The 12817-nt window shown below is 68.2% G+C and carries 11 protein-coding genes and 1 pseudogene; 3 read left to right on the top strand and 9 right to left on the bottom strand.

The window, feature by feature from the left end:
• Nucleotide 1: 1 nt before the first annotated feature.
• Together rplC and rpsJ are read right to left on the bottom strand one after the other, a co-directional pair.
• Nucleotides 2-646 (bottom strand): 50S ribosomal protein L3, encoded by a 645-nt coding sequence (rplC, locus tag ACZ5GT_RS20890; protein ID WP_356627496.1) that lies wholly within the window; start codon nt 644-646, stop codon nt 2-4.
• Nucleotides 647-664: 18 nt separating this feature from the next.
• The gene (gene rpsJ / locus ACZ5GT_RS20885) at nt 665-973 is read right to left on the bottom strand and encodes a 30S ribosomal protein S10 (protein ID WP_003948644.1); all 309 of its coding nucleotides are present in this window, start codon (nt 971-973) and stop codon (nt 665-667) included.
• 668 nt (nt 974-1641) lie between these two features.
• Here rpsJ and ACZ5GT_RS20880 point away from each other — a divergent pair.
• Nucleotides 1642-2724: pseudogene (locus ACZ5GT_RS20880) on the top strand (right-handed parallel beta-helix repeat-containing protein); the annotation flags it as partial.
• Nucleotides 2725-2837: 113 nt separating this feature from the next.
• Here ACZ5GT_RS20880 and ACZ5GT_RS20875 read toward each other — a convergent pair.
• Nucleotides 2838-3185, bottom strand: a complete 348-nt coding sequence (locus ACZ5GT_RS20875) for a hypothetical protein (protein ID WP_469026683.1) — start codon at nt 3183-3185, stop codon at nt 2838-2840.
• A 273-nt stretch (nt 3186-3458) separates the two neighbouring features.
• Between ACZ5GT_RS20875 and ACZ5GT_RS20870 the strand changes: the two genes are divergently transcribed.
• Together ACZ5GT_RS20870 and gdhA are read left to right on the top strand one after the other, a co-directional pair.
• Nucleotides 3459-4256, top strand: a complete 798-nt coding sequence (locus ACZ5GT_RS20870; RefSeq protein WP_469026678.1) for a YqjF family protein — start codon at nt 3459-3461, stop codon at nt 4254-4256.
• Nucleotides 4257-4463: 207 nt separating this feature from the next.
• Nucleotides 4464-5822 (top strand): NADP-specific glutamate dehydrogenase, encoded by a 1359-nt coding sequence (gene gdhA / locus ACZ5GT_RS20865; RefSeq protein WP_469026671.1) that lies wholly within the window; start codon nt 4464-4466, stop codon nt 5820-5822.
• Between the two features lie 181 nt (nt 5823-6003).
• Here gdhA and ACZ5GT_RS20860 read toward each other — a convergent pair whose 3' ends face one another.
• The 6 genes from ACZ5GT_RS20860 to ACZ5GT_RS20835 form a co-directional block, all read right to left on the bottom strand.
• The gene (locus tag ACZ5GT_RS20860; protein ID WP_469026664.1) at nt 6004-7143 is read right to left on the bottom strand and encodes an acyltransferase family protein; all 1140 of its coding nucleotides are present in this window, start codon (nt 7141-7143) and stop codon (nt 6004-6006) included.
• Nucleotides 7144-7394: 251 nt separating this feature from the next.
• Entirely contained in the window at nt 7395-8588 is a 1194-nt protein-coding gene (tuf, locus tag ACZ5GT_RS20855) for an elongation factor Tu (protein WP_469026660.1), read from the bottom strand.
• Nucleotides 8589-8743: 155 nt separating this feature from the next.
• The gene (fusA, locus tag ACZ5GT_RS20850; RefSeq protein ID WP_469026657.1) at nt 8744-10870 is read right to left on the bottom strand and encodes an elongation factor G; all 2127 of its coding nucleotides are present in this window, start codon (nt 10868-10870) and stop codon (nt 8744-8746) included.
• Between the two features lie 39 nt (nt 10871-10909).
• The gene (gene rpsG / locus ACZ5GT_RS20845; protein WP_003992340.1) at nt 10910-11380 is read right to left on the bottom strand and encodes a 30S ribosomal protein S7; all 471 of its coding nucleotides are present in this window, start codon (nt 11378-11380) and stop codon (nt 10910-10912) included.
• Nucleotides 11381-11382: 2 nt separating this feature from the next.
• Nucleotides 11383-11754 carry a 30S ribosomal protein S12 gene (gene rpsL / locus ACZ5GT_RS20840; RefSeq protein WP_003948652.1) on the bottom strand — a complete coding sequence of 124 codons (372 nt, stop codon included), beginning with the start codon at nt 11752-11754 and terminating at the stop codon, nt 11383-11385.
• 434 nt (nt 11755-12188) lie between these two features.
• A complete protein-coding gene (locus ACZ5GT_RS20835; protein WP_469026650.1) occupies nt 12189-12779 on the bottom strand; it encodes a DUF1707 and DUF4190 domain-containing protein in 591 nt (196 codons plus the stop codon).
• Nucleotides 12780-12817 lie beyond the last annotated feature (38 nt).

Below are 12817 nucleotides of genomic sequence, written 5' to 3'. Positions count from 1 at the left end.
CTCAGGCCCCCTTGGCCGCGGTGCGGACCAGGACGAGGCCGCCGTTCGGACCGGGAACCGCGCCCTTGATGAGCAGCAGACCCTTCTCCGCGTCAACGGCGTGGACGGTCAGGTTCTGGGTGGTGACCCGCTCGTTGCCCATGCGACCCGCCATGCGGAGGCCCTTGAACACGCGGCCCGGGGTGGCGCAGCCACCGATGGAGCCGGGCGAGCGGTGCTTGCGCTGGGTGCCGTGACCGGCGCCGAGGCCCTTGAAGTTGTGGCGCTTCATGACACCGGCGAAGCCCTTGCCCTTGCTCTTGCCGGTGACGTCGACCTTCACGCCGGCCTCGAACACCTCGGCGGTGATCTCCTGGCCGAGGGTGTACTCGCTGGCGTCAGCGGTACGGATCTCGACGAGGTGACGGCGCGGGGTGACGTCGGCCTTGGCGAAGTGGCCCTTGAGGGGCTTGTTCACCTTGCGCGGGTCGATCTCGCCGAAGGCGATCTGGACCGACTCGTAGCCGTCGGTGTCGTTCGTACGGACCTGGGTGACGACGTTGGGCCCGGCCTTGACGACGGTGACCGGAACAACACGGTTGTTCTCGTCCCACACCTGCGTCATACCGAGCTTCTCGCCCAGGATGCCCTTGATCTGCTTAGCCATCTCTCAGATCACCGCGCCTCAGAGCTTGATCTCGATGTCGACACCGGCCGGGAGGTCGAGTCGCATCAGAGAGTCAACGGTCTTGGGGGTCGGGTCGAGGATGTCGATCAGGCGCTTGTGCGTACGCATCTCGAAGTGCTCGCGCGAGTCCTTGTACTTGTGCGGCGACTTGATGACGCAGTACACGTTCTTCTCAGTGGGCAGCGGCACCGGGCCCGCGACCGACGCACCAGTACGCGTCACCGTCTCGACGATCTTCTTCGCCGAGGAGTCGATGACCTCGTGGTCGTAGGCCTTGAGCCGGATGCGGATCTTCTGTCCCGCCATGGCTACTCAGTAGTCCTGTCTCTTCTTACGCTCTGGAACTCGGTGTCACTCCACCTTCGTCTCCGACCCACGCGGTCGGGCGTGTCGCGCTCCCGCTGACAAAGATGTCCCTTGTTCGAACATCCCTGCGGGGAATGCACACGGCCCTTCCGGAACCGCAAGCCGGGGACGAAAGTCCACCGGGCGCCTGGCCGGTGCCGCGCTGACACTTCCCGGAAGATTCCCGTACGTCCGCCCCAGCGCTGCCTGACGGCAGTTAGGGCGACGAGTACTGTGGGACTCGCTTCCGGTCCCCCCGGCGGGAGGCGCGCAGCATCAACACTCGACCGAGCAACTCGGACAGTCTGCCATATGGGGCAGGGTGCTGGCCAATCGAGCCGGAGAGAATACCCGCAGGGTGACGCAGGTCAAACCCGCACCCTCCGCGCAGCCCGGGTCCCGTTCATGTTCGTGAATATGAATCACGTACACGCATCTTGACGCGTCCATCGCAAGCGCTCTACGTTCCCATGCAGACCCTGAGAAAGCGCTTTCTCCTGCACGGCCCCCCTGGTCACGGACGAACCGGAGGCACCACCATGCAAGTGAAGCCCGTCATCGCGTGCGTCAGTCTGCTGGCAGGCGCGCTGGTCGCGCTGTCCGGCGCTCCCGCGCAGGCCGCGAGCACCACGCAGTACGTGTCGCCCAGCGGCACCGCCAGTGCGGCCGGGACGCAGTCCGCCCCGACAACGCTCGCCACCGCGATCAGCCGCATCGCGCCCGGCGGCACCATCTACCTGCGCGGCGGTACCTACAACTACTCCTCGACCGTCACGATCCCGGCCGGCAGCGACGGCACGTCGAGCGCCCGCACCACCCTGAGCTCCTACCCGGGCGAGACCCCGATACTGAACTTCTCGGCGCAGAGCGAGAGTTCGTCCAACCGCGGGCTGCAGCTCAACGCCAACTACTGGCACCTGTACGGCCTCACCGTCGAGCACGCCGGGGACAACGGGATCTACGTCGGCGGCAGCAACAACGTCGTCGAGCGCGTGGTCACCGCCTACAACCGCGACACCGGACTGCAGCTCGGCCGGATCTCCTCCAGCACCCCGAGCTCCCAGTGGCCGTCCAACAACCTGATCGTGAGCTCGGAGTCGCACGACAACGCCGACTCCGGCGGCGAGAACGCCGACGGCTTCGCCGCGAAGCTCACCACCGGCACCGGAAACGTCTTCCGCTACGACGTCGCCCACAACAACATCGACGACGGCTGGGACCTGTACACCAAGACCGACACCGGAGCCATCGGCCCGGTGACGATCGAGTACTCCCTCTCCTACAACAACGGCACCCTCACCGACGGCACCCAGAACACCAACGGCGACCGCAACGGCTACAAGCTCGGCGGCTCGGACATCGCCGTCAACCACACGGTCCGGCACAACATCGCCTACAACAACGGCCATCACGGGTTCACGTACAACAGCAACCCCGGCACGATGGCGATCTCGAACAACGCCAGCATCGACAACGTCCAGCGCAACTTCTCGTTCGACGCCGGCACCTCGGTGTTCCGGACCAACACCTCCTGCCGGTTCAAGGTCAGCGGGTCGAACGACAAGACGGTCGGCGACGCCGACAGCTCCAACCAGTTCTGGACCGGCACCAACGGCTCCCGCTGCTCCTCCTACTCGGGGGCGCTCGGCTGGTCCTTCGCCTCGAACGGCGCCCTCGCCGTCACCTTCGGGGGCAAGGTCGTGAATCCGTAGCACCGGTCTGCTCGACGGGCCAGCTCACGCCGACGCGCCCCGCTCCCGATTCTCATCGGGAGCGGGGCGCGTCACCGGTGTGCGGCCGTGGCAGGGGCGCCGGTCGGCCGCGGTCAGCCGGTGGCGTCGAGCGGGAGCGGGCCGCCCCGCAGCCACTGGGCGCCTTGACGGCTCAGCATGACCCAGTCGCCCTCAGACCTGGGCCGCAGGTCGTCGACGATGATCATTCGCAGCCGTAGCCACGCCACCGCCTCACTGATGGCGCCCAGCGCCTCCGGATCCTTCAGCTGCCGGTAGTCCCGGCGGACCCGGTGCAGCCAGCCGGAGATGTTCGGCGTGCTGCCGCCCGGCCTCATCAGATCACCCACGACACTGCGGGCGAGGGTTTCGAGCGGGAGCGCCATCACCTGCTCGGCCGAGAGCGAGGACAGAGCCGGCGCATTCCCCTGTATGCCTGTCATGGGCACAAGGTAACTCAGAGCGCAGGTGCCAAAGGCGTCATGCGACCAGCAGACGGGCTCCATGGTGTCCCGCAGGCGGTTGACGACCGCCGTTCCGGCCGCGTAGTGCGGCAGGTACAGGGGGTAGGTCAGGCTCCCGGCCGTGGCGGGTCCGCGGGATGACGATCAGCGTCTGCCGCAGGACGAGTCCATGAACGTCCGCGGACCGTGGTGGCGCCGCGGGCCGGTGGATCCGGTCCCGGGTGGCGTGCTGAGGCCTGGGACACTGGCGCCGTGCCTCCGACACCGCAGTCACCAGCACCACTGCAGCCACGACCGCCGATACCCCCGCACCCCATAACGGCCGACCCGCCCGAGGCCATCGCGCGGCCCCTGCTCACCCAGTCCTGGCTCGACCTGACCTTCCTGCACTGGGCGGTGGACCCGGCCGACGTGGCCCGTCTGCTGCCGGCGGGCGCCGTGCCCGACACCCTGGACGGTGTCACGTACGTCGGTCTCGTCGCCTTCCGCATGCACCGCGTGGGCTGGCTCCGCCTCCCGGGCGTCCCCTACCTCGGCACGTTCCCCGAGACCAACGTCCGCCTGTACTCGGTGGACACGCACGGGCGGCGCGGCGTCGTCTTCCGCTCCCTGGACGCCTCGCGCCTGATCCCCGTGGTGGTCGGGCGCCTGGGCTTCCGCATGCCGTACCTCTGGTCCCGGATGGACATCCGGCACGACGGGGACACCGTGACGTACACCAGCTCACGGCGGTGGCCGGGCCCGCGCGGCACCCGGAGCCGTATCACCGTGCGGACGGGCGAGCCGGTCGAGGAGCCCACCGAGCTGGAGCACTTCCTGACCGCCCGCTGGGGCATGCACGGGGCCTTCTTCGGCCGGTCGATGTATCTGCCCAACGCCCATCCGCGCTGGCCGCTGCACCGGGCCGAACTCGTCGAGTGCGACGAGGACCTGGTCATGGCGGCCGGTCTGCCGGCACCGGAGGGGGAACCGGTGAGCGTCCTGTACTCGCCGGGCGTCCCCGCCCGCTTCGGGCGCCCGGCCCGCCCGGCCGGCATCGCCACGCCGTGACCGGTTCTGCGGCGTGTCGTTCTCGTATACGGGATCTCACATGCGGAACGCCGTCCTGGCCTCTTGGTCTTCTCTTCAACATGGAGGTAACGCTTAGGCGCCGACTGCTCGCGGATGCGGGCGGCCGGCATTCCCACGCGCGGCATTGACGCCGAGCGCCCTTCACCGGCTCAGTCCCGGTGTCAGCCGTGCCTGAAAGGGACCTCCGTGACCTCACGCCCCGACCCCAAGACCGCCCTCGAATTCCTGCGCACCGAGATCGAGCGCCGCAACCCGGCGGAGCCCGAGTTCCACCAGGCCGCCCGCGAGGTGCTGGACAGCCTCGGCCGGGTGCTCACGGCCCGCCCCGAGTACGCCGACCCGGGCCTCGTCGAGCGGCTGATCGAGCCGGAGCGGCAGATCATCTTCCGCGTGCCCTGGCAGGACGACCGGGGCCGGGTCCACGTCAACCGCGGCTTCCGCGTCGAGTTCAACAGCGCCCTCGGCCCGTACAAGGGCGGCCTGCGCTTCCACCCGTCCGTGAACCTCGGGATCATCAAGTTCCTCGGCTTCGAGCAGATCTTCAAGAACGCGCTGACCGGCCTCGGCATCGGCGGCGGCAAGGGCGGCAGCGACTTCGACCCGCAGGGGCGCAGCGACGCGGAGGTCATGCGCTTCTGCCAGTCCTTCATGACCGAGCTGTACCGGCACATCGGTGAGTACACCGACATCCCGGCCGGTGACATCGGGGTCGGCGCCCGCGAGATCGGATACCTGTTCGGCCAGTACCGGCGGATCACCAACCGCTGGGAGGGCGGCGTGCTGACCGGCAAGAGCGCCGGCTGGGGCGGCTCGCTGATCCGTCCGGAGGCGACCGGATACGGCAACGTGCTGTTCGCGGAGGCCATGCTGCGCGCCCGCGGTGAGGATCTCGAGGGGCAGACGGCGGTCGTCTCCGGCTCCGGGAACGTCGCGATCTACACCATCCAGAAACTGGTGGCTCTCGGCGCCAACCCGGTGACCTGTTCGGACTCCAGCGGCTACGTGGTGGACGAGAAGGGCATCGACGTGGACCTGCTGCGTCAGGTCAAGGAGGTCGAGCGCGGCCGGGTGAGCGACTACGCCGAGCGTCGCGGCGCCTCCGCGCGGTTCGTCCCCGGCGGGCGGGTCTGGGAGGTCCCGGCGGACCTCGCCCTGCCGTCGGCGACGCAGAACGAGCTGAACGCCGACGACGCCGCCGTGCTCATCCGCAACGGCGTGAAGGCGGTCTCGGAAGGCGCGAACATGCCGACCACCCCGGACGCGGTGCAACTCCTGCAGCGGGCCCAAGTCGCCTTCGGCCCAGGCAAGGCCGCGAACGCGGGCGGGGTCGCGGTGAGCGCCCTCGAGATGACGCAGAACGCGTCACGTACGTCGTGGAAGGCCGAGCAGGTCGAGAACGAACTGGCCCGCATCATGACCGACATCCACACCACCTGCGCCGAGACCGCCGAACGCTACGGCGCCCCCGGCGATTACGTGGCCGGCGCGAACATCGCCGGCTTCGGGCGGGTGGCGGACGCGATGCTGGCACAGGGCGTCATCTGATCCAGGGCCCTGACCCGGGGGCCCTGACCCGGCCGGACGGCTGGGCGCCGGAAGCGGGCGGGGGATGTCCGGTGAGGCCAGGACACTCACCGGTTCCCCGTCCGACGCCGGCAGTCCGGCAGTCCGGCAGGATCACCACGCCGTGACCCGCGTCGCCCGCCTCGGTCATCCCGCGGGCGGGTCACCCCGCGTTCCGCAGCCGCGCGAACGACGTGTCCAGCCCGCGCTTCAGCAGTCTCGCCACCGGGCGCTCCACGAACCGGTGCACCAGCCAGCTCAGCAGCAGGAACCCGGCGATCACCGACGCGACCAGCAGACGGGCGTCCATGGTGTCCCGCAGGCGGTTGATGACCGCCGTACCGGCCGCGTAGTGCAGCAGGTACAGGGGATACGTCAGGCTCCCGGCCGTCGCCAGCCACCTCCAGCGGATCCGGTCCGTCGCGCCGAGCGCGATCGCGGCCATGGCGAGCAGGAACGCCGTGAAGATCAGCACGCTCCCCCGCCAGCCGGAGACGTGCTCGACGTTGTCGATGCGCAGCCCCAGTTCCCGCTGCCCCATCAGCCAGGCCATCGCGAGGATGCCCCACAGCAGCAGGTCCTGGCCGAAGCGGTGCATCAGGTAGAGCGCCAGACCGGCGATGAAGTACCAGGCGCCGCCCGGGTCGGCGGCCAGGGCCAGCAGGTGGAACCTCGACACCGGGGCGAGCATCGCCGCGGCGCCCCACACGCAGCAGAAGACCACGACCCGCCGGTAGGTCAGGCCCATCGCGACGACGACCAGGAACAGCAGGTAGAAGCGGAGCTCCGACCAGAGCGTCCAGTACACCCCGTCGACGTTGGCCACACCCGAACCCGACTGCAGCATCGTCAGGTTGAGGAGTACGTCGCTCAGGGGCAGGCGGTCCCAGACACCGGGGAGGGCCACCAGGACGGCCGTGGTGAACGCTATGGCGAACCAGTAGGCGGGGTACAGCCGGATCACCCGGGAGACGAAGAACTGGCGCGGGGTGCGGCCCCAGCAGGACATGCAGATCACGAAGCCGCTGATGACGAAGAAGATCTCGACGCCGATCCAGCCGTACGAGGCCAGGTGGAACACCTTCGGCATGATGTCGGACGCCGGCCGGTCCCAGACGGCGTTGTGCGGCCGGTCGACGCGGCGGGTGCCGGCGTAGTGGTGCACGGCGACCATCAGGGCGGCGAGCAGGCGGATGCCGTCGACGGCGTACAGGCGGGGGCGCTCGCGCCGGGGCGGGGGCGCGTCGCGGTGCGCCCGCACCGTCCGTAATCGCTGTGTCGGCCGGTCGGCCATCACGGACATCAGCCCTCACCCCTGTCTGCCTCCAGTGCGAACGTCCACGCTAGGACGTCACAACCGGCCCACAGTGGGCGGACAGCAACATTCGGGACGCCTCCGGCGCGGAGTTGACGCAACTCTCGGCGGCCGGTCCCGCGGGGTTCGCCGGGACTTCACCGGACCGCCGTCGGGCCTCCGGGCGGGGGCAAGGCGAAGGGGCCCGTACGACCGAAGTCGTACGGGCCCCTTCAGAGACCTACCGGGTCAGCCGAAGATCACTTGTTGATCTTGGTGACCTGGCCGGCGCCCACGGTCCGGCCACCCTCACGGATGGCGAACTTCAGGCCCTCCTCCATGGCGATGGGCTGGATGAGCTCCACCTTCATCTCGGTGTTGTCACCCGGCATGACCATCTCGGTGCCCTCGGGGAGGGTCACCACGCCGGTCACGTCCGTCGTACGGAAGTAGAACTGCGGACGGTAGTTGTTGAAGAACGGCGTGTGGCGGCCACCCTCGTCCTTGGACAGGATGTAGGCCTGCGCCTCGAACTCGGTGTGCGGGGTGACCGAGCCCGGCTTGATGATGACCTGGCCGCGCTCGACGTCCTCGCGCTTGATGCCGCGGAGCAGCAGACCGACGTTCTCACCGGCCTGGCCCTCGTCGAGCAGCTTGCGGAACATCTCGATGCCGGTGACCGTGGTGGTGGTCTTCTCGGTCTTGATGCCGATGATGTCGACGGTCTCGTTGACCTTGAGGACACCACGCTCGATACGGCCGGTGACGACCGTACCGCGACCGGTGATGGTGAAGACGTCCTCGATCGGCATCAGGAACGGCTTGTCGACGTCACGCTCGGGCTCCGGGATGGAGGTGTCGACGGCGTTCATGAGCTCGAGGACCGAGGCGGTCCACTTCTCGTCGCCCTCGAGCGCCTTCAGCGCGGAGACGCGGACGACCGGCAGGTCGTCGCCCGGGAACTCGTACTCGGAGAGGAGCTCACGGACCTCGAGCTCGACGAGCTCCAGGATCTCCTCGTCGTCCACCATGTCGGCCTTGTTCAGGGCGACGACGATGTACGGAACGCCGACCTGGCGGGCCAGGAGCACGTGCTCCTTGGTCTGCGGCATCGGACCGTCGGTCGCGGCGACCACGAGGATCGCGCCGTCCATCTGGGCGGCACCGGTGATCATGTTCTTGATGTAGTCCGCGTGACCCGGGCAGTCGACGTGGGCGTAGTGACGCGCCTCGGTCTGGTACTCGACGTGCGCGATGGAGATGGTGATACCGCGCTGACGCTCCTCGGGCGCCTTGTCGATGTTGTCGAACGGGGTGGCCTCGTTCAGGTCCGGGTACGCGTCGTGCAGCACCTTGGTAATGGCGGCCGTGAGGGTCGTCTTACCGTGGTCGATGTGACCGATGGTGCCGATGTTGACGTGCGGCTTAGTCCGCTCGAACTTCGCCTTCGCCACTGGGGTCCTCCTGGGAGTGGTTCTGGTACGCCTTACTTCATCGGCGCCAGGTGATCTTTGCTGGAAAGCCCGGGCCCTGGGACGCACACCGTCGGATGGGGGTGTCCGTCCCGTGAGGCTCCGGAGTCAAGCCTACGGCGTGTGAACGCGGTGCGTTACTCGCCCTTGGCCTTCGCGATGATCTCCTCGGCGACGTTCCGCGGAACCTCGGCGTAGGAGTCGAACTGCATCGAGTAGCTTGCGCGACCCGACGTCTTGCTGCGGAGGTCTCCGACGTAGCCGAACATCTCCGAGAGGGGCACGAGGCCCTTCACGACGCGGGCACCCGCCCGCTCCTCCATGGCCTGGATCTGGCCACGGCGGGAGTTGATGTCGCCGATGACCTCACCCATGTAGTCCTCGGGCGTGGTGACCTCGACGGCCATCATCGGCTCCAGGAGCACGGGGCTGGCCTTGCGCGCGGCCTCCTTGAAGGCCTGCGAACCGGCGATCTTGAACGCGAGCTCGGAGGAGTCCACCTCGTGGTAGGCGCCGTCGAGCAGCGTGACGCGCACACCGGTCATCTCGTAGCCGGCCAGGATGCCGAACTGCATGGCGTCCTGCGCACCCGCGTCGACCGAAGGGATGTACTCCTTCGGCACGCGGCCACCGGTCACCTTGTTGACGAACTCGTACGAGGCGTCGCCGCTCTCGATCGGCTCGATCGCGATGATGACGCGGGCGAACTGGCCGGTACCACCCGTCTGCTTCTTGTGGGTGTACTCGACCTTCTCGACCGCCTTGCGGATGGTCTCGCGGTACGCGACCTGCGGCTTGCCGACGTTGGCCTCGACCTTGAACTCACGGCGCATGCGGTCGACCAGCACCTCGAGGTGCAGCTCGCCCATACCGCCGATGATGGTCTGGCCGGTCTCCTCGTCGGAGTGGACCTGGAAGGAGGGGTCCTCCTCGGCCAGGCGCTGGATCGCGACGCCGAGCTTCTCCTGGTCGCCCTTCGACTTGGGCTCGATGGCGACCTGGATGACCGGCGCCGGGAAGTCCATGGACTCCAGGATGACCGGCTGCTTCTCGTCGCACAGCGTCTCACCGGTGGTGGTCTGCTTCAGGCCCATGACGGCGACGATGTCGCCGGCGCCCACCGACTCGATCTCCTCACGCTTGTTGGCGTGCATACGGTAGATCTTGCCGATGCGCTCCTTGCGGCCCTTGACCGAGTTGAGCACGGCGGAGCCGGACTCGAGACGGCCGGAGTAGACGCGCACGAAGGTGAGCTTGCCCAGGTGCGGGTCGCTCATGATCTTGAACGCCAGCGCGGACAGCGGCTCGTCGTCGGACGGCTTGCGCTTGACGACGACCTCGGGGTCCTTGACGTCGTGGCCCTCGATGGCCTCGATGTCGACCGGGGACGGCAGGTAGCGCACGACCGCGTCGAGCAGGGGCTGCACGCCCTTGTTCTTGAACGCGGTGCCGCAGAACACCGGGGTCACCGTGGTGCCGGTGCCCTTGCCGGAGGCGATGGTGATCCGACGGATCGCCGCGTAGAGCTGCTCCTCGGTGGGCTCCTCGCCCTCGAGGTACAGCTCCATCAGCTCCTCGTCGTTCTCCGCGACGGCCTCGAGCAGCTTGCCGCGCCACTCCTCGGCAGCCTCGGTGTGGGTGGCCGGGATGTCGACGACGTCGTACATCTCGCCCTTGGTCGCCTCGGCGGACCACACGAAGGCCTTCATCGTCACCAGGTCGACGACGCCCTTGAAGTCGGCCTCGGCGCCGATCGGCAGCTGCATGACCAGCGGCTGCGCGCCCAGACGGTCGGAGATCATGTCGACGCAGCGGTGGAACTCGGCACCCGTGCGGTCGAGCTTGTTCACGAAGCAGATACGCGGAACGCCGTAGCGGTCCGCCTGACGCCACACCGTCTCGGACTGGGGCTCGACACCGGCGACGCCGTCGAACACCGTCACGGCACCGTCGAGCACGCGCAGGGAACGCTCCACCTCGACGGTGAAGTCGACGTGACCCGGGGTGTCGATGATGTTGATGGTGTGGTCGACGTTCTCCAGCGACCAGTGACAGGTGGTGGCAGCAGAGGTGATCGTGATGCCACGCTCCTGCTCCTGCTCCATCCAGTCCATGGTGGCAGCGCCGTCGTGGACCTCACCGATCTTGTAAGACACACCGGTGTAGAACAGGATCCGCTCGGTGGTGGTCGTCTTGCCCGCGTCGATGTGGGCCATGATGCCGATGTTGCGCACCTTGGCCAGGTCAAGTGAAGTGGTAGCCATAAGGCTTCAGTCTTCTCTCGGTCTCGATGTGGGTAGCGACTACCAGCGGTAGTGCGCGAAGGCCTTGTTGGACTCGGCCATCTTGTGGGTGTCCTCGCGCTTCTTCACGGCCGCACCGAGGCCGTTGGAGGCGTCGAGAAGCTCGTTGAGGAGACGCTCGGTCATGGTCTTCTCGCGACGGGCGCGGGAGTAACCGACCAGCCAGCGCAGCGCCAGGGTGTTGGCACGACCGGGCTTGACCTCGATCGGGACCTGGTAGGTGGCGCCACCGACACGGCGGGACTTGACCTCGAGGGTCGGCTTGATGTTCTCCAGCGCGCGCTTCAGCGTGATGATCGGGTCGTTGCCCGTCTTCTCACGCAGACCCTCCATGGCGCCGTAGACGATGCGCTCGGCGGTGGAGCGCTTGCCGTTCAGCAGCACCTTGTTGATCAGCGAGGTCACCAGAGGAGAACCGTAGACCGGGTCGATGATGACCGGGCGCTTCGGGGCGGGGCCCTTACGAGGCATTCTTACTTCTCCTTCTTGGCGCCGTAACGGCTGCGAGCCTGCTTGCGGTTCTTGACACCCTGGGTGTCGAGCGAGCCGCGGATGATCTTGTAGCGAACACCCGGCAGGTCCTTCACACGGCCGCCGCGCACGAGCACGATGGAGTGCTCCTGCAGGTTGTGTCCCTCACCCGGAATGTAAGCGGTGACCTCGATCCCGCTGGTCAGACGCACACGCGCGACCTTGCGCAGGGCCGAGTTCGGCTTCTTCGGGGTGGTCGTGAACACACGCGTGCAGACGCCACGACGCTGAGGGGAACCCTCGAGTGCGGGCGTCTTGTTCTTCTCGACCTTGTCCTGCCGGCCCTTGCGGACCAGCTGCTGGATCGTAGGCACTACTTCTCCGGTTTCTGTGTGCCGATAGGTACAGCTAACCTGGAACATCTCCGACCCACGCGGTCGGGTGTGTCGAATCCCGCGGACTCCCACCGGACGGCAGAAAGAGGCACGGATCACGGTGGCCGTTCACGGCTCCTGTGCGGTTTGAAGGCACGCAGCAGAGCCAAGGCACACCCCAGGCACAAGGTCTGAGCGTACCTACCTCATTCGCTGCGGTCAAAACAAATGGGCCCCGCCCGCATCATCACGCGGCACATGTCAAGCCCATACATCGTCTTCGCACGTCGAACGGGTGACGCCTTCACTTCCCCGGCGCACCGAGCCCCCGTCGCACGGACGGGCGCGCCGGTCGAGCGGAGCGGGATCAGCAGCCCCCTCGCGGCCGCGCTGAGACCCGGCCGGCCCGCGGCGCCGTCACCACCGTCTCGCCGTCACCCGCCGCCCGCCACGACCGCCGACACCATCCCCAGCACCAGCGCCAGGACCCAGAAGCCGGTGGCCAGCCAGCCGAGGATCACACCGGTCAGGGCGAAGCCGTCGCCGGGCTCGCCGGTGCGGCGGATCTCGGCGCGGGCGGTGTGGCCCAGGACGATCGCCGGGATGCCGGTGAAGCCCATCGTCGGCACACACAGCAGACCGCAGACGAAGGCGCCCACGGCCTTGCCGTTGGTCCGTGCCGGGGGCACCGGCAGGAAGGTGCCCGGGAGCGGCGCCGGGGCCGTCGTCAGCGGCATCGGGCCGTGCGGCAGGTCGGCGACCAGCAGGGCCAGTTCCCCGACCGTGCGGGACGCGTAGGCGCGTGCCACCCGCTTCTCGAACTCGGGCTGCTCCAGGCGTCCCTCGCTGAACCCCGCTCTGAGCACGTCCACGGTCCGCTCACGGTCGGCGTGCGAGGCGAGCATCGCCGACGACGCCGCCGACGGCACGCTCTGTCCCGGCCACGGCTGCGGCACGCCCTGGCCGGCCCACGGCTGCGGCATACGAGGCCCCTGCTGCCAGGGCCGCGACGACTGTTCGGACACGGAGCACCTCCCCCACAACCCCTAGTCCCTCCATCATG

This window comes from Streptomyces sp. NPDC031340, assembly GCF_055569945.1.
Note: the sequence above shows the minus strand (reverse complement) of the source record. Positions and strands in the feature narration are given on the sequence as shown.

What these genes read in the sequence shown, in the direction of transcription:
- rplC (WP_356627496.1), bottom strand. Translation starts at nt 646, where the DNA reads ATGGCTAAGCAGATCAAGGGCATCCTGGGCGAGAAGCTCGGTATGACG.
- rpsJ (WP_003948644.1), bottom strand. Translation starts at nt 973, where the DNA reads ATGGCGGGACAGAAGATCCGCATCCGGCTCAAGGCCTACGACCACGAG.
- ACZ5GT_RS20875 (WP_469026683.1), bottom strand. Translation starts at nt 3,185, where the DNA reads ATGACAGGCATACAGGGGAATGCGCCGGCTCTGTCCTCGCTCTCGGCC.
- ACZ5GT_RS20860 (WP_469026664.1), bottom strand. Translation starts at nt 7,143, where the DNA reads ATGTCCGTGATGGCCGACCGGCCGACACAGCGATTACGGACGGTGCGG.
- fusA (WP_469026657.1), bottom strand. Translation starts at nt 10,870, where the DNA reads ATGGCTACCACTTCACTTGACCTGGCCAAGGTGCGCAACATCGGCATC.
- rpsG (WP_003992340.1), bottom strand. Translation starts at nt 11,380, where the DNA reads ATGCCTCGTAAGGGCCCCGCCCCGAAGCGCCCGGTCATCATCGACCCG.